This window comes from Piscinibacter lacus (genome assembly GCF_016735685.1).
In the GTDB taxonomy this organism is placed as follows: Bacteria; Pseudomonadota; Gammaproteobacteria; order Burkholderiales; family Burkholderiaceae_C; genus Aquariibacter; species Aquariibacter lacus.
Genome location: NZ_JAERRA010000001.1, coordinates 411,173 through 425,102, shown reverse-complemented (window position 1 = coordinate 425,102; position 13,930 = coordinate 411,173). Strand labels below are relative to the sequence as shown.

Sequence of the window (13,930 nt, the reverse complement as noted above, 5' to 3'; positions counted from 1 at the left end):
TGTAGTTCGTCGGCGGGGCTGGTCCGCGGGCCGGGGGCTGCGTAGGCTGAGAGGCTTGATCCTCACGGTCCGGAGTTGCGCCATGTCCCTTGCAAGCCCCCTTTTCGGCGACGCCCCCGTCGGCCACCACATCGGCGGCCAGGTGTTGCAGCCCGCAGACAGCCGCCGCCAGACGGTGTGGAACCCGGCGACCGGCGCCGCCGCGCGGGAGGTGCTGCTGGCCGATGCCGCGACGGTGGATGCCGCCGTCGCCGCCGCGCGGGCTGCCTTTCCGGCCTGGTCGCAGACGCCGCCGCTGCGCCGCGCACGCATCCTGAACGCCTTCCTCGGCCTGCTGAACCAGCACCGCGACACCCTGGCCGCGATGATCACGGCCGAGCACGGCAAGGTCTTCAACGACGCGCAGGGCGAGGTCACCCGCGGCATCGAGATCGTCGAGTTCGCCTGCGCGGCGCCGCAATTGCTGAAGACCGACTTCAGCGACCAGGTCGGCACCGGCATCGACAACTGGCTGCTGCGCCAGCCCCTGGGCGTGGTGGCCGGCATCACGCCCTTCAACTTCCCGGTGATGGTGCCGATGTGGATGGTCCCGGTCGCCCTGGCCTGCGGCAACTGCTTCGTCCTCAAGCCCAGCGAGCGCGATCCCTCGCCCTCGCTCTTCATGGCCGAGCTGCTGAAGCAGGCCGGCCTGCCGGACGGGGTGTTCAACGTCGTGCAGGGCGACAAGCTGGCCGTCGACCGCCTGCTTGAACACCCCGACGTGGCCGCGCTGAGCTTCGTCGGCTCCTCCGCCATCGCCCGCCACATCTTTGAAACCGGCGCGCGCCACGGCAAGCGCGTGCAGGCCCTGGGCGGCGCGAAGAACCATCTGGTGGTGATGCCCGATGCCGACCTCGATCAGGTGGTCGATGCCCTGGTCGGCGCCGCCTACGGCTCGGCCGGCGAGCGCTGCATGGCGATCAGCGTGGCGGTGCTGGTCGGCGACATCGCCGATGCGGTGGTCGAGCGCGTCGCCGCCCGCGCCCGCGCACTGAAGATCGGCGACGGCTTGCACGAGGGCGTGGAGATGGGCCCCATCGTCACCGCCGAGGCGCGCGCGCGGATCGAGGGCTATGTGGGCCTCGGCGTCGAGGAGGGCGCGCAGCTCGTCGTCGACGGCCGCGGCCTGCGCGTGCCGGGCCGCGAGGGCGGCTTCTTCACCGGCGGCAGCCTCTTCGACCATGTGACGCCGGCGATGCGCATCTACCGCGAGGAGATCTTCGGCCCGGTGCTGGCCTGCGTGCGCGTGCCGGACTTCGAGGCCGCGCTGGCCCTGGTCAACGGCCATGCCTATGCCAACGGCGTGGCCTGCTTCACCCGCGACGGCGGCACGGCCCGCGAGTTCTCGCGCCGCGTCGAGGTCGGCATGGTCGGCATCAATGTGCCCATCCCAGTGCCCATGGCCTGGCAGGGCTTCGGCGGCTGGAAGCAGAGCCTCTACGGCGACCACCATGCCTACGGCGAGGAAGGCCTGCGCTTCTACACCCGGCAGAAGAGCGTGATGCAGCGCTGGCCCGAGGCGCGCGCGGCCTCGGCGGCCGAATTCACGATGCCGACGGCGCGCTGAGGCGCCGGCCCGCGCTCAGGCCCAGTCCAGCGCCAGGCGCGGGAAGCGCGGGAGCAGCGGCAGCACCTCGGGCAGCCGGGCTTCGGGCAGGCCCATCCAGCGCGCGATCTCGGCATGAAGCTGCTCGGTCGCGGTGCTGGGCAGCAGCAGGCCGCGAGCGTCGACCAGGTCCGGGCCCTTGCGACCCAGGTCGGGCGTGCGACCGTAGAGGCCGCCACGCAGGCCGCCGCCGATCAGCAGGGCATGGCCGCCCCAGCCGTGGTCGGTGCCCGAGCCGTTCTGCACCAGGCAGCGGCCGAACTCGGAATAGATGAGGGTCAGCACCTCATCTTCGATGCGAAGCTCGGCCAGCGCCTCGAAGAAGGCGGCCAGGCCGGCGTCCAGCTCCTTGAGCCGTGCGTCCAGCAAGGTGCTGAGGTTGCGGTGATGGTCGTAGCCGCCATGGACGAAGAAGCTCGCCGAGCGACGTCGACCCAGCGCGGCATCGGCCTTGAACAGGCGGGCGGCGGTGCGCAGCTCGGGCAGCACCGGGAAGGGCGTGGCCAGGGGCACGGCCCGGATGGCCTCGTTGATGACCTCGACCGTCTCCTGCGCACGGCGCTGCGCGCGGGCGTATTCGTCGGCGATCGGGTGGGCGAAATGCGCCCGCCCGTCGGGCACCCGGTTCATGATCGATTGCGCCAGCGCCACCACCCCCGGCGCCACCCGGTAGCCGGGGAAGCGCGGCTCGGCGCCGTCCTTGCCCAGGCCGACCTGGCGCAGCGCTTGGGCGCGGAAGGCGCGCTGCGGACCGCTGGCACTGAGCATGGGCGTCAACAGCGCGCGGGCGTTGAACTGCGGGTGCAGCGCCTCCATCAAGCGACCGATCCAGCCGGTGCCGCCCTCCACCTCGGCCAAGGGCGCGCCGGCCTGCCAAAGCTCGTTCTGATCCGAATGGCTGAAGAGCTGCACCGGCAGCAGCGCGCTGCGCTCGCGGTACTGCCGGGCGTCGGTCGGGCGCAGCAACGGCCCGACGTTCGGGACCACGCCGAGCCGGCCGCGCGTCCACTGCCGGTGCAGGGCAGGCAGTTGAGGATGGAGCTGCCAGTCGGCGTCCAGGGCGCTGCGCGGATGGTCGGGCAGGGCCAAGCCGGCGCGGGCGGCCTCGTAGGCCTGGCGGTTCGCGCCGCGGCGCGGCGACAGGAGCTGGTGGCAATCCAGCCCGCCGCCCAGGTAGATCACCATCAGGCGCCGGTGGGCGGGCGCGGCGGCGGGGTCGGCCGGAAGAGGGGGCTTCATTGCCGGACGATGTTCTCGGGGTGGACGGTGATGAACCACACCATGCTGGCCAGCACCGTCAGGCGCTGGGTGCGTGCCGCGGTCGCGTCGCGGCCGCGTGGCAGCTTGGCCAGCTCCGCAAGCAGGGCGGCACGGTCGCGGGCGGGCAGGGTCTTGCCGCAGAGCTGCAGGGCGTAGCGGTCGAGCAGCTCGGCATCATGGGCCGGTGTGGCCAGCCGCTCGAGCAGCTCGGGCGTCATGGGCAGGCCCTCGCAGAGCGCGCCGACGCCGTTGAAGCGCAGGGTGGCGCCGTACTCGTCGCAGTTCTGCAGCTCGGGCGCGACCAGGCCGGCCTGCTGGATCGGCCCCTGGGGCGCGAAATCCGGCTGGTTGAAATTGAAGACGGTCGGCGCGGTGAAGGGCCGCTGCGAGGCAAAGCGCTTGTGATGCCAGAGGCCGGCGAAGCGCTGCTGCTCGGCATCGCAATGCGCGCCAAGCTGACGGGCCAGGGCGATGGTGCTGACATAGGGCTCGGTCATGCGACCGAAGGGCCGGTCGCTCGGCGGGTCGAACAGCTCGGGGTCGAGGAAGACCGCGCGCAGCACGGCCTTCATGTCGCCGCGCTGGCCCTGGCCGTTGTCCTTGAAGGCCGCGACGACGCGCCGCACATAGGCAGGCGATGGGTTGCTGGTGCTCAGGCGCCGGATCAGGTTCAGCGCGATGAAGGGTGGGCAGCTCGGGTGCTTGAACAGCGCGTCGAGCGTGCGGCCCAGGGCGGTGTAGGCCTCGGTGCCCGCGGGGATGCGGACGCGCCCCTTGAGGGCGGTCGTCGATTCGGGCGCATGCTCGTCGGCCTTGACGCTGAGCCGGCGCGACCAGGCCGCCGGGCCATAGAGCCCGTGGTTCTCGATGCCGAAGGCCAGGCGCACGCCGTCGCGCCGCGGCCCGTCGGAATAAAAGCCGGTGAAGACGCGCGCCAGCTCGACGATGTCCTGCTGCCCATAGGTCGGAATGGGTCGGCCATCGGCATCCAGGCGCTGGCTGCCGTCCTCCTCCAGCTCCCACAGGCCGATGGTGAAGAGCTGCATCAGCTCGCGGGCGTAGTTCTCGTCGGGCTGGCGGCCCGTGGCTTCGTCGGCCTTGCGGTTGTTGAGGTAGGTGAGGAAGAAGGCCATGTCGAGGCTGGCACTCACGTCCTCGATCAACTGGCGGAAGTTGCCGGTGGCGCCGGCATTCAGCAGGTCCCAGAAATGCGCATAGGCATAGGGGTTGGCGATGCGGTCGGCACCGACTTCGGAGACCACGAAGATCTGCGATAGGGCATAGCTCACCCGCTGGCGCACGGCATCCGGCGCCCAGATGCATTTCCAGTCGATGGCCTGGAGCCGGGTGTCGAAATGGGGTGACTGGCGCGCGTCCTCGCGGCCCGGCGGGCCCTTGCGATCGATCCACTCGGTGACGCTGCGGCTGGGCGGGGCGTCGAGCTGCTGGTCAAGCCAGGCCGCGGGGCCGATGCGATGGACCGCCTCGATCTCCTCCTCGGTGGGCCCGAAGGTGCAGAAGCCCAGCCAGCGGGCGGCCGCGGAGCGATCGAGCCGCAGCCCGGCCGGCGCCAGCCGCGCATCGGCCTGGGCGGCAGGGGCACCGGCTGGCAGGCCCAGGGCGGCCAGGGCGCCCAGGCCCTGCTGCATGAGCGCGCGGCGGCCCGGGCGGTCAGGCCGTTGGGCCGGGTTCGGCGGATGGGCAGGCTTCATGCTCGGCAGACCTCAAAGAGAGCATCCCGGGAACGCTGAGTATGCCCAGGGCGCTGGGGCCCGGCAGGCCGCCGGCTCAATCGGGCACGATGCCCGCGGCGCGCCAGGCCTCGGCGCGGATCATGTCGTGCGTGAGCCGCTCGACCTCGACCATCGCCACCCCGCGCTGTACGCCGAGCTTGACCGCCGCGGCATAGCTCAGGTCGATGATGCGCTCGGGGTGGAAGGGGCCGCGGTCGTTGACGCGGACGATGATCTCGCGGCCGTTGCGCGGATTGCGCACCCGCGCATAGCTTGGCAGCGGCATGGTGCGGTGGGCCGCGCTCATGCCGTGCATGTCGAAGATCTCGCCATTGGCCGTGGGCCGGCCGTGGAACTTGCGGCCGTACCAGGAGGCCAGGCCGCGCTCGACCACCGGCACGTCCTCGGTCTCCGGCGTGTAGTGCTGGCCGAGCACGGTGTAGGGCTTGTTCGGCCCGCCGACCCGCAGGCGCTCCACACGCGGCACCGCATCGGGCAGCTCGGCCAGCTCGGCGGGCGAACGCTCGCTGGGGCCGTCGCGGTCGGCCCGCGGCACCGGCCCGCTGGCGCAGGCCGCCAGCAGCAGGGCCAGCAGGCCCGGAGCCCAGGCCGGGGCCAGGGGCCGGGGGCGCAGGGCAGGGATGCGGTCGCGGCGCAGCATGGCGCCACCTTAGCGCAGGCAGCCGGCCGCGAAAATGAAGACCCTGTTGCAACGCCCGGTCCCACCCGCCATGCCTCACGATCCCTACGACCACGACATCGAACGCGGCATGCGCAACCGCCGGCAGATCCTGGGCGATGCCTGGGTCGACGCCTCGGTGCCGAATGCCAATGCCTTCAATGCCGACTTCCAGAACTTCATCACCCGCTACGCCTGGCACGAGATCTGGGGCCGTCCCGGCCTGGACCCCAAGACCCGCCGCGTGATCGTGCTGGCCGTGACCAGCGCCCTGGGCCGCTGGGACGAGTTCACCCTGCACACCCGCGCCTCGCTGGGCATGGGCGATCCGGCCACCCGCCTGAGCCCCGAGGAGGTCAAGGAGGTGCTGATGCAGGTCGCCATCTACGCCGGCGTGCCGGCGGCCAACACGGCCATGGCGACCACGGTCAAGCTGCTGCGCGAGCTGGGCCACGAGCTGCCGCCACGCTCGGCCGCCGACACCGTGCACCCCGGCGTCGGCGCGCAACGCCGCACGGCGGGCAGGCCGGCCCTGCACTACACGGTGCGCGAGGCGCGCGATGTCGACACCCCCCGCCACACCGTGGTGATGGCCCATGCGCTCGGTGCCGACAGCAGCCTGTGGGACGGCCTGGCCAACCGCCTGGCCAGCGATTGCCGCGTCGTCTGCTACGACCACCGCGGCCACGGCGGCAGCGAGCTGCCGGCCGGCCCGTCGCTCAGCATGGCCGCACTGGCCGATGACGCGAGCCGCCTGATCGAGGAGCTGCAGGCCGAGTTCGGCTGCGGCCCGGTGGTCTTCGTCGGCCTCTCGCTGGGCGGCATGGTGGGGCAGGAGCTGGCCCTGCGCCGACCCGAACTGCTCAAGGGCCTGGTGCTGGCCCACACCAGCGCGGGCGACCCCGCGCAGGCGGCCAGCTGGGCCGAGCGCGCCGCCGCCATCGAAGCCGCCGGCACGCTGGATGCGACCGCCGAGGCCGCGATGCAACGCTGGTTCACCCCCGGCTTCCGCGAGCGCAACCCGGCCACCGTGGCCCGCTGGCAGCGCCGCCTGGCGCGCACCGACTGCAGCGGCTACCTGGCCGCCCTGCGCGCCGTGGCCGGCCACGACAGCCTGGCCCGCCTGCCGCAGATCGCCGCGCCCACCCTGGTGATCGCCGGCGCCGAGGATCCCAGCATGTCGGTCGCCGGCCACCAGGCCCTGGCGGCCGCCATCCCGGGCGCGCAGCTCCAGGTGCTGGCCGATGCGGCGCACCTCGGCGTGATCGAACAGCCCCAGGCCTTCGCCCAGGCCGTGCAGGGCTGGCTGGACGCGCTGGGTTGATCGGCCGGGCCCGGGGCCGGGCTGGGGCGGTACGGCAGCCCGGCAACCAGATGCCCGACAGCCCTTCAGGCCCCAGGCGCCGCGGGGCCGCGGCAAGCGCCCCAGTGCGCTACGCATACCCGCAGCGCAAGGCAGGCCGGCCGCCCCGCGGCATGATCCCGCCATGGACAACATGGACATCGAAGTGCTGCGCCGTGCGCAGGCCTGGCAGGCCGGGGGCCACCGGGTGGTGCTCGGCACCGTGGTGCGGACCTGGGGCTCGGCGCCGCGGCCGGTGGGCGCGCTGCTGGCGCTGCGCGACGACGGCTGGCTGGCCGGCTCGGTCTCCGGCGGCTGCATCGAGGACGACCTGGTGCTGCGCATGCGCGAAGGCCGCCTGGCCGCCCACGGCCCCGAGCGCCTGCGCTACGGCGTCAGCCGCGAGGAAGCGGCCCGCTTCGGCCTGCCCTGCGGCGGCACGGTGGCGCTGGTGATGGAGCCGCTGGGGCCGCAGTCGGCGCTCGACGAACTGCTCGCGCGCCTGGCCGCCGGCGAGCGCGTGCAGCGCCGCCTGGCCCTGGCCGACGGCCGGGTGCAGCTCCAGGCCCTGGCCGGCGACGCGCCCGACGGCACCTGGCTCGACGAGACCGCCGAGGACGGACGCGGCGCCCTGGTCAGCACCCACGGCCCCTCCTGGCGGCTGCTGATCATCGGCGCCGGCCAGCTCAGCCGCTACCTGGCGGAGATGGCGGGCGCGCTGGGCTATGCGGTCAGCGTCTGCGATCCGCGCGAGGAGCATGCAGGCGGCTGGCCGGTGGCGAACGCGCCGCTCGTGCCGGGCATGCCCGATGACGTGGTCCTCGCGATGAAGCCGGATGCGCACACCGCCATCGTCGCGCTGACGCACGACCCCAAGCTGGACGACCTCGCGCTGATGGAGGCCCTGGCCTCGCCGGCCTTCTACGTCGGCGCGCTCGGCTCGGCCCTGAACCAGCGCAAGCGGCACGCCCGGCTGGCCGAGCACTTCGGCCTGAGCGCGGCGCAGCTTGCGCGCCTGCACGGGCCGATCGGCCTGCGCCTGGGCGCGCGCACGCCGCCCGAGATTGCCGTGGCCATCCTGGCCGAGATGACGGCCGTGCGCCACGGCAGCGAGCTGCCGCCCGGCATGCAGGGCCGCGACGCGCTGCGGCTGGGCCAGGCCCTGCCGATCGCCTGCCAGGGCCTGGACGCCTGATGCGCGCGCACCCCGCCCGCAAGTCCCCGCCCGTGCGCAGGCGGACCGGCGCCGCCATCGCAAGCCTGCTCGCCGCCTTGCTGCTGGGCGCGGGCGCCGTGCAGGCGCAGTCGCCCGCCCCGCCCGCCCAAGCCGCCCCGCCCGACCCGGTGCTTCCGGCGGTGCGCGAGGCGGTGGCGGCGCTCTTCCAGGTGCAGGGCGCCTCGCTGGACGGGCGGCCCATCAACGACCTGCTCAGCACCGGCTTCCTGTGGCCGCAGGCCGAATGCCCCGGTCGCTACGGCCTGACGGTGCGCCATGGCGTGAATGCCGCCACGCCCGGGACCGACGGCGACCCGGTCTTCAGCTTCGACAGCCCGCTCGGCGCCCGCGTCCGCTGGCAGATGGCCCGCCGCGAGGGCCAGCCGCCGGCCCGGGGCGAGGCCCGGGTCATCGCCGTCGGCCAGATCATGGGCAGCCATCAGGACTGGGCCCTGCTGCGCCTGGATACCGCCCAACCCGGCCGCGCGCTGCCGCCCGAACGCCTGGCGGGCCAGGCGCCGCGCAAGGGCCAGCCGCTGCGCCTGCTGGGCCTGCCGGCCGACGTCGCCAAGCCCGGGCCCGAACCGCGCGCGGTGCTGGAAGCGCCCTGCGCCACCGGCGAGCACGACGCGCCCTTCGGCGGCTGGCGCTCCACCTGCCGCGGCGCGGCCGGCCAATCGGGCGGGCCGCTGCTCTACGGGCCGCTGCGACAGGCGCAGGCGGCCGACCGCCCGGTGGCCGATCCGGACGACCCGGCGCAGTGGCGGGTCGGCGGCATGGTGGTGTCGCGCCGCGAGGCGCCGGGCGGCCCGCGCGCGGTCTTCCTCAGCCTGCACAGCGTGCGGGACACGCTGGAAGCCGCCATCGCCGCCGACCGTGTGCAGCAGGATTGCCGCATCGACGACCCTGCGCCCGCCCGGGCCGATCCCCCCGCCCCGCCCTGAGCCGGTGTGAAGCGGTGGCCCGCGCCGGCTCAGCCCGCCGCGTGGCGCCAGCCCAGCCCGGCCCGGGTGCCGGCCTGCGGCCGGTATTCGGCGCCCACCCAGCCTGCCCAGCCCAGCGCGTCGATCAGGCGGAAGAGGTGCGGATGGTGCAGCTCGCCGGCATCGGGCTCGCCCCGGTCGGGCACGGCGGCGATCTGCAGGTGGCCGACGCGGCCGCTGCCCAGCCAGCGCTCCAGCTTGCGGCTGACATCGCCCTCGACGACCTGGCAGTGGTAGAGGTCCATCTGCACCTGCACCAGGCGGCGGCCGGCGACCTCGGGCTGCAGGCCGCCGGCTTCGAGCAGGTCGAGGATCTCGTGGCCATGGTCCTGGCGGTTGAGGAAGTAGCCGGGCATGTCGCGCAGATTGATCGGCTCGATCAGCAGCGTCAGGCCGCTGCCGCGCAGGCGCTCGGCCGCCCAGCGCAGATTGGCCAGGTAGGTGGGCTGCAGTTCGCTGCGCTGCGCGCCGGGCGGCAGGCAGCCGGCCAGCACATGCAGGCGCGGCACGCCCAGGGCCAGGGCGTACTGGCAGGCCAGGTCGAAGCCGGCGCGGAACTCGTCCTCGCGGCCCGGCAGCGCGGCCAGGCCACGCTCGCCGGCGGCCCAGGCCGCGGCGGCTTCGGCCGGCGTGCGGCCGGCGACCGGTGCATTCATCAGCACCAGCGGCCGGCCGGCGGCGGCCAGTGCGTCCTGCCAGGCAGCCACTGGCTCGGCATAGGGGAACTGGATCTCCAGGCCTTCGAAGCCGTCCTCGGCCGCCGCCTGCGGGCGCTGCAGCAGCGGCCACTCGGTGTAGAGCATCGACAGGTTGGCGGCAAAGCGGGGCATGGCAGCGCGGGCGGAAGAAGCAGGCAGGCCGGGATCATGCCCAAAGCCGCGGCCGGCCCGGCCCGCAGGCTCCGACAATCGGCACCATTCCAGCCACCGAGCCCGTCCGTGAAGACCTATGACATCGAGGTGCAGCGCCTCGTCTCCGCCCGCCACGACAAGGGCGCGATCGACATCGCCCTGCAGGCCCTGGTGCTGCCGCGCAAGGCGGGCGAAGACAGCGCCGACAGCACGCTGCGCCTGCCCGTCGAGCATGCCCGCACGCTGATGCTGCTGCTCAAGGAACGCCTGGCCGAGTTGGACAAGCTGCAACCGCGCAGCCGCCGCTCCGGCCGCTGCTGAGGCCCGAGGCCCTGGGCGCGCCGGGTCGATGCGACCGGCGCCGAGCCGGCATCGACCGGGCCCCGCACGTGAACACGCCGCCCGAAGGCGGCGTGGATTGCCGGACCGATCGCCCGCGCCCTGCGCGCCCGATCGACCGAAGCACCGGGCCGGCCAGCGGCCCGGCGGGGGCTCAGCGCGTGTAGTACACGTAGTCGGCCTTGTAGCCGACGATTTCCTTGGCGCCCTTGCTGGCGGCGTCGCAGGTCTTGGCCGGCGCGATGCCGCCCACGGTCTTCAGGCGCTGGATGTGGCTGACGGGCTTGAGCAGGCCGTCGCCGCCGACCGAAGTGGCTTCCACCAGTTGCAGCGGGATGTTGGCCGCGCCGTTGGACGCGACGGCAAGCTGCTTGCCGGTGACCTTGGAGCCGTCGTTGGACAGCCAGGTGGCCGGCGGGCCGTAGTACTTGCCGACCGACTTGCCGTCCACCTTCAGCGCGGCGTCGGGACCGACGAAGACCCAGGCGTAGCTGCCCTTGGCATCGGCCTTCTCGCGGCACTCGTAGGTGATCTTGCCGTCGTCGACGATGTGGACCGCGAGCTGCTTGGTGCCGGCCGGGGCGCGCACGGCCTCGGGCAGGGCGGCGTTGTCCACGGGGGCGGGGCCTGTCAGCGCGGCACAGGCGGACAGCAGGGCGGCAGCGGCCACCGGGAGGACGAGGAACTTGCTCATGGCTTGCGGAGACTCCGGGATGTCGGACAGGGTGTCGGGTGGGACGTCGGGCACAGGCTCATGCCCTGACACCAACACAACGACGCCACGCCGATCCCGGATGCAGGCTGGATGCAAGGACTTGCAAGCGCGCCCGGCGGGCGTGGCATGTGTCACGCCTCGCGCGGGTGGATGACTGCCGCGGCCGGCCCGCATGGCGGCACGGCAGCATGCCGGCGCGGCGGCCGGGTGGCCGCGGCGCCCTGGCAGGCCTCAGCGCGGCGGCAGCGCGCCGACGGCCAGCACCGGGCCGGTGGGTGCGCCGGTCGGCGATCCGCCCGCGGGCTCCAGGCTGATGGCGAGGGCGCTCGTGCCCTCGACTTGCAGCGCCTGCAGGACGGTGGTGCCATCGTCCACCGACACCAGGCCCAGCGAGCGCGGCGCGCCCGCCGCGGGCACGGCCCACAGTTCCAGCGCACGGTCCGGCGCCAGACGCGCCTCGGTCAGCGGCCGCAGCACCAGGGCGCGCCCGTCGGCGCTCAGCGCAGCGGCAAAGCGCAGCACGGGCAGGCGGCGGCCGGCCGGCGCGGCCTGGGGATCCAGCACCAGCAGCAGGGGGGGCGAGGCCAGCGGCGGCGCGGCGGGCAGCTCGGCCAGCCGCGGAGGCGGGGGCGCCTCGGCCAGCGGCGCCGGGGGCTCGGGTGCCAGGGGGCCGCGCGCCGAGAGCAGCAGCACGACCGCCGCGAGGCCGGCCGCGCTCAGGCCCTGCCACAGGCCCAGGCGCTGCCACCAGCGCGGCGGCGCGGTGGCGGGTCGATCGGCCGGGAAAGCACGCTGCTCGATGGCTGACCACACATGCGGCGGCGGCTCGACCGGCGGGACGCTGACGCCGAAGGGCAGCAGGCGCGCCTCCCAGCCGCGCACCGCGGCGCGCAGGGCCGGATGGCCCGCCAGCAGGGCCTGGAAGCGGCGCCGCGCCGGGCCGCGCAGGGTGCCGAGCACGTACTCGGCCGCCAGGCGGTCGGCAAGAAGCGGGCGTCCGTAGTCCATGGCCGGTTCAGTGCTCGCGCTCGGCGGCGCGGTCGAGGCAGTTCCGCAGGGCCAGCAGGCCGCGGCGCAGCCAGCTCTTGACGGTGCCCAGGGGCTGGCCGAGGTGCTGGGCCACTTCGCTGTGCGACAGGCCCTGGTAGAAGGCCAGGGCCAGGCCCTGCTGCTGCTCGGGCCGCAGGGCCTGCATGCAGTCTTGCAGGGCGCGGGCGCGGCCGGCCCGCTCCAGCAGTTCAAGCGGGCCGGGTTCGGCGCTGGCAAGCTCGTCGGCCGGGGCGCGCTCGTCCTCGCCCGGCGGCAGGTCGAAGACCTCCATCGGCACGGTGTCAGGCTGGGTCTGCTGCCGGCGCAGGCTGTCGATGGCGCGGTGGCGCGCGATGCTGCCCAGCCAGGTCAGTGGCTGGCTACGCTGGGCATCGAAAGTCCGGGCGGCGCGCCAGACATTGACGTAGACGTCCTGCAAAACATCCTCGGCGAGGCTTCGGTTGCCTTGGATACGCAGCACCACGGCGAAGAGATGCGGCGCGGTCAGGCGATACAGCTCCTGGAAAGCAAGGCGATTGCCCAAGCCCACCTGGGCCAGCAGGGCGGCCAGGGCATGGCTGCGTTCGCTCCAGTCGCTGGGGGGCAGGGCTTGCATGGGCCGCGATTCTAGGGAGACGGACTCGCCGGGACGGGCTTCCTACAATGCCGCTCTGCCATGCCTGTCCCGCCCCCGGTCCTGCCCCTGACGCCCGACGATGTCGAGGCGAGCTTCTATGAAGCCATGCAGACCGGCGACCTGGAGAAGCTGATGGCCCTGTGGGCCGAGGAGGAGGCGGTCTGCTGCATCCACCCCGGCGGCCCGGCGCTGCAGGGGCTGGAGGCGATCCGGGCGTCCTTCGGCGAGATCTTCTCGCGCGGGCCGGTCGATGTGCAGCCCGCGACGGTGCAGCGCCTGCGCGGCGAGGAACTCGTCGTGCACCAGGTGCTGGAGCAGGTCCGTCTCGGCGGCGGCCGCGAGGCCCGGCAGGTCCAGGCCCTCGCCAGCAATGTCTACCTGCTGACCCCGCAGGGCTGGCGCATGGTGCTGCATCACGCCAGCCCGATGCCGGCCGCCGCAGCCGGTGCGCCCGGCCCGCTGGACCGGCCGATGGTGCTGCATTGAAGGGCGCCGCCCGCGCCACCCCGCATGCCCCGCGCTGGCTGGCCGGCCGCGGTGCGCTGGGCGGGCATCTGCAGACGATCTGGCCGGCCCTGGGCTCGCGGTCCTACCTTGGTCCGCCGCCGAGCTACCGGCGCGAGCGCTGGACCACGCCCGACGGCGACTTCATCGACCTGGACTTCAGCGATGCGCCCGGCACCGCGCCGGATGCCCCCTGGCTGGTGCTCTTCCACGGCCTGGAGGGCTCCTCGCGCAGCCATTACGCACTGGCCTTTGCGCACTGGGCGCGGGCGCGCGGCTGGCATTACGTGGTGCCGCATTTCCGCGGCTGCTCGGGCGAGCTGAACCTGGCGCCGCGGGCCTACCACTCGGGCGACCATGCCGAGATCGGCTGGGTGCTGGCGCGTCTGCGCGCGCGCAGCGCGGCGCCGCTGGCGGTGATCGGCGTCTCGCTCGGCGGCAATGCCCTGCTGCGCTGGGCGCAGGAGGCCGGCGACAGCGCCCGCGCGACGGCTGCGGCGGTGGCCGCGCTGTCCTCGCCGATCGACCTGGCCGCCGGCGGCCATGCCATCGGCCGCGGCTTCAACCGGCTGGTCTACACGCGCATGTTCCTGCGCACGATGAAGCCCAAGGCCCTGGCCAAGCTGGCCCAGCATCCCGGCCTGTTCGACCGCGAGCGGCTGCTGGCCGCGCGCGACCTCTACGACTTCGACAATGTGTTCACCGCGCCGCTGCACGGCTTTCGCGACACGGAGGACTACTGGGCGCGTGCGTCCTCGCAGCCGCGGCTGGCGCAGATCCGCCTGCCGGCCCTGGTGCTGAATGCGCGCAACGACCCCTTCGTGCCTGGCGACAGCCTGCCGGGCCGGCACGAGGTCGGGCCCTGGGTCACGCTGTGGCAACCGCCGACCGGCGGCCATGTCGGCTTCCCGGCCGGCCGCTTTCCCGGCCATGTGCTGGGCCTGCCCGAGGCGGTGATGGCCTGGATGCACGAAGCCGGCGCCGGCGGCTGAACCGG

14 protein-coding genes are annotated in these 13,930 nt (G+C 73.9%); 7 read left to right on the top strand and 7 right to left on the bottom strand.

Going from position 1 to position 13,930, the window contains the following annotated elements; all coding sequences use genetic code 11:
• Positions 1 to 82: 82 nt before the first annotated feature.
• Positions 83 to 1,606: a CoA-acylating methylmalonate-semialdehyde dehydrogenase gene (locus JI742_RS01995; RefSeq protein WP_201823529.1), complete on the top strand. Its 1,524-nt coding sequence runs from the start codon at positions 83 to 85 to the stop codon at positions 1,604 to 1,606.
• Positions 1,607 to 1,621: 15 nt separating this feature from the next.
• Here the strand turns inward: JI742_RS01995 and JI742_RS01990 are convergent, their stop codons facing one another.
• The 3 genes from JI742_RS01990 to JI742_RS01980 form a co-directional block, all read right to left on the bottom strand.
• Positions 1,622 to 2,884: a DUF1501 domain-containing protein gene (locus JI742_RS01990; protein ID WP_201823527.1), complete on the bottom strand. Its 1,263-nt coding sequence runs from the start codon at positions 2,882 to 2,884 to the stop codon at positions 1,622 to 1,624.
• The gene (locus JI742_RS01985) at positions 2,881 to 4,617 is read right to left on the bottom strand and encodes a DUF1800 family protein (RefSeq protein ID WP_201823526.1); all 1,737 of its coding nucleotides are present in this window, start codon (positions 4,615 to 4,617) and stop codon (positions 2,881 to 2,883) included. Before JI742_RS01985 ends, JI742_RS01990 begins: the two co-directional genes overlap by 4 nt.
• Positions 4,618 to 4,693: 76 nt before the next feature.
• A complete protein-coding gene (locus tag JI742_RS01980; RefSeq protein WP_201823525.1) occupies positions 4,694 to 5,299 on the bottom strand; it encodes a septal ring lytic transglycosylase RlpA family protein in 606 nt (201 codons plus the stop codon).
• A gap of 70 nt (positions 5,300 to 5,369) precedes the next feature.
• Here JI742_RS01980 and pcaCD point away from each other — a divergent pair, with 70 nt between their 5' ends.
• The 3 genes from pcaCD (at position 5,370) to JI742_RS01965 (ending at position 8,819) form a co-directional block, all read left to right on the top strand.
• Entirely contained in the window at positions 5,370 to 6,641 is a 1,272-nt protein-coding gene (gene pcaCD, locus JI742_RS01975) for a bifunctional 4-carboxymuconolactone decarboxylase/3-oxoadipate enol-lactonase PcaCD (protein ID WP_201823523.1), read from the top strand.
• Positions 6,642 to 6,804: 163 nt separating this feature from the next.
• Positions 6,805 to 7,854, top strand: coding sequence for an XdhC family protein (locus JI742_RS01970; RefSeq protein WP_201823521.1), 1,050 nt, complete (start codon positions 6,805 to 6,807; stop codon positions 7,852 to 7,854).
• On the top strand, positions 7,854 to 8,819 hold the full coding sequence (locus JI742_RS01965; RefSeq protein ID WP_201823519.1) for a hypothetical protein: 966 nt from the start codon (positions 7,854 to 7,856) through the stop codon (positions 8,817 to 8,819). The genes JI742_RS01970 and JI742_RS01965 overlap by 1 nt, the downstream gene beginning before the upstream one ends.
• A gap of 29 nt (positions 8,820 to 8,848) precedes the next feature.
• Here JI742_RS01965 and JI742_RS01960 read toward each other — a convergent pair whose 3' ends face one another.
• Positions 8,849 to 9,688, bottom strand: a complete 840-nt coding sequence (locus JI742_RS01960) for a hydroxypyruvate isomerase family protein (RefSeq protein WP_201823516.1) — start codon at positions 9,686 to 9,688, stop codon at positions 8,849 to 8,851.
• Between the two features lie 108 nt (positions 9,689 to 9,796).
• Between JI742_RS01960 and JI742_RS01955 the strand changes: the two genes are divergently transcribed.
• Positions 9,797 to 10,030: a hypothetical protein gene (locus tag JI742_RS01955; protein ID WP_201823514.1), complete on the top strand. Its 234-nt coding sequence runs from the start codon at positions 9,797 to 9,799 to the stop codon at positions 10,028 to 10,030.
• Positions 10,031 to 10,202: 172 nt separating this feature from the next.
• Here the strand turns inward: JI742_RS01955 and JI742_RS01950 are convergent, their stop codons facing one another.
• The 3 genes from JI742_RS01950 to JI742_RS01940 form a co-directional block, all read right to left on the bottom strand.
• Entirely contained in the window at positions 10,203 to 10,742 is a 540-nt protein-coding gene (locus tag JI742_RS01950; protein ID WP_201823512.1) for a DUF3455 domain-containing protein, read from the bottom strand.
• A gap of 252 nt (positions 10,743 to 10,994) precedes the next feature.
• Positions 10,995 to 11,771, bottom strand: coding sequence for an anti-sigma factor (locus JI742_RS01945; protein WP_201823510.1), 777 nt, complete (start codon positions 11,769 to 11,771; stop codon positions 10,995 to 10,997).
• 7 nt (positions 11,772 to 11,778) lie between these two features.
• On the bottom strand, positions 11,779 to 12,408 hold the full coding sequence (locus JI742_RS01940; RefSeq protein ID WP_201823509.1) for a sigma-70 family RNA polymerase sigma factor: 630 nt from the start codon (positions 12,406 to 12,408) through the stop codon (positions 11,779 to 11,781).
• A 60-nt stretch (positions 12,409 to 12,468) separates the two neighbouring features.
• Between JI742_RS01940 and JI742_RS01935 the strand changes: the two genes are divergently transcribed.
• Together JI742_RS01935 and JI742_RS01930 are read left to right on the top strand one after the other, a co-directional pair.
• The gene (locus JI742_RS01935) at positions 12,469 to 12,915 is read left to right on the top strand and encodes a YybH family protein (protein WP_201823508.1); all 447 of its coding nucleotides are present in this window, start codon (positions 12,469 to 12,471) and stop codon (positions 12,913 to 12,915) included.
• Positions 12,912 to 13,925 carry a YheT family hydrolase gene (locus JI742_RS01930; protein WP_201823507.1) on the top strand — a complete coding sequence of 338 codons (1,014 nt, stop codon included), beginning with the start codon at positions 12,912 to 12,914 and terminating at the stop codon, positions 13,923 to 13,925. Before JI742_RS01935 ends, JI742_RS01930 begins: the two co-directional genes overlap by 4 nt.
• The last annotated feature ends 5 nt before the right edge of the window (positions 13,926 to 13,930 follow it).

Bases quoted from the DNA above. Each gene is read 5' to 3' on its own strand.
- JI742_RS01990 (WP_201823527.1), bottom strand. From the start codon at position 2,884: ATGAAGCCCCCTCTTCCGGCCGACCCCGCCGCCGCGCCCGCCCACCGG.
- JI742_RS01980 (WP_201823525.1), bottom strand. From the start codon at position 5,299: ATGCTGCGCCGCGACCGCATCCCTGCCCTGCGCCCCCGGCCCCTGGCC.
- JI742_RS01970 (WP_201823521.1), top strand. From the start codon at position 6,805: ATGGACAACATGGACATCGAAGTGCTGCGCCGTGCGCAGGCCTGGCAG.
- JI742_RS01965 (WP_201823519.1), top strand. From the start codon at position 7,854: ATGCGCGCGCACCCCGCCCGCAAGTCCCCGCCCGTGCGCAGGCGGACC.
- pcaCD (WP_201823523.1), top strand. From the start codon at position 5,370: ATGCCTCACGATCCCTACGACCACGACATCGAACGCGGCATGCGCAAC.
- JI742_RS01945 (WP_201823510.1), bottom strand. From the start codon at position 11,771: ATGGACTACGGACGCCCGCTTCTTGCCGACCGCCTGGCGGCCGAGTAC.
- JI742_RS01985 (WP_201823526.1), bottom strand. From the start codon at position 4,617: ATGAAGCCTGCCCATCCGCCGAACCCGGCCCAACGGCCTGACCGCCCG.
- JI742_RS01935 (WP_201823508.1), top strand. From the start codon at position 12,469: ATGCCTGTCCCGCCCCCGGTCCTGCCCCTGACGCCCGACGATGTCGAG.
- JI742_RS01995 (WP_201823529.1), top strand. From the start codon at position 83: ATGTCCCTTGCAAGCCCCCTTTTCGGCGACGCCCCCGTCGGCCACCAC.
- JI742_RS01950 (WP_201823512.1), bottom strand. From the start codon at position 10,742: ATGAGCAAGTTCCTCGTCCTCCCGGTGGCCGCTGCCGCCCTGCTGTCC.
- JI742_RS01940 (WP_201823509.1), bottom strand. From the start codon at position 12,408: ATGCAAGCCCTGCCCCCCAGCGACTGGAGCGAACGCAGCCATGCCCTG.
- JI742_RS01960 (WP_201823516.1), bottom strand. From the start codon at position 9,688: ATGCCCCGCTTTGCCGCCAACCTGTCGATGCTCTACACCGAGTGGCCG.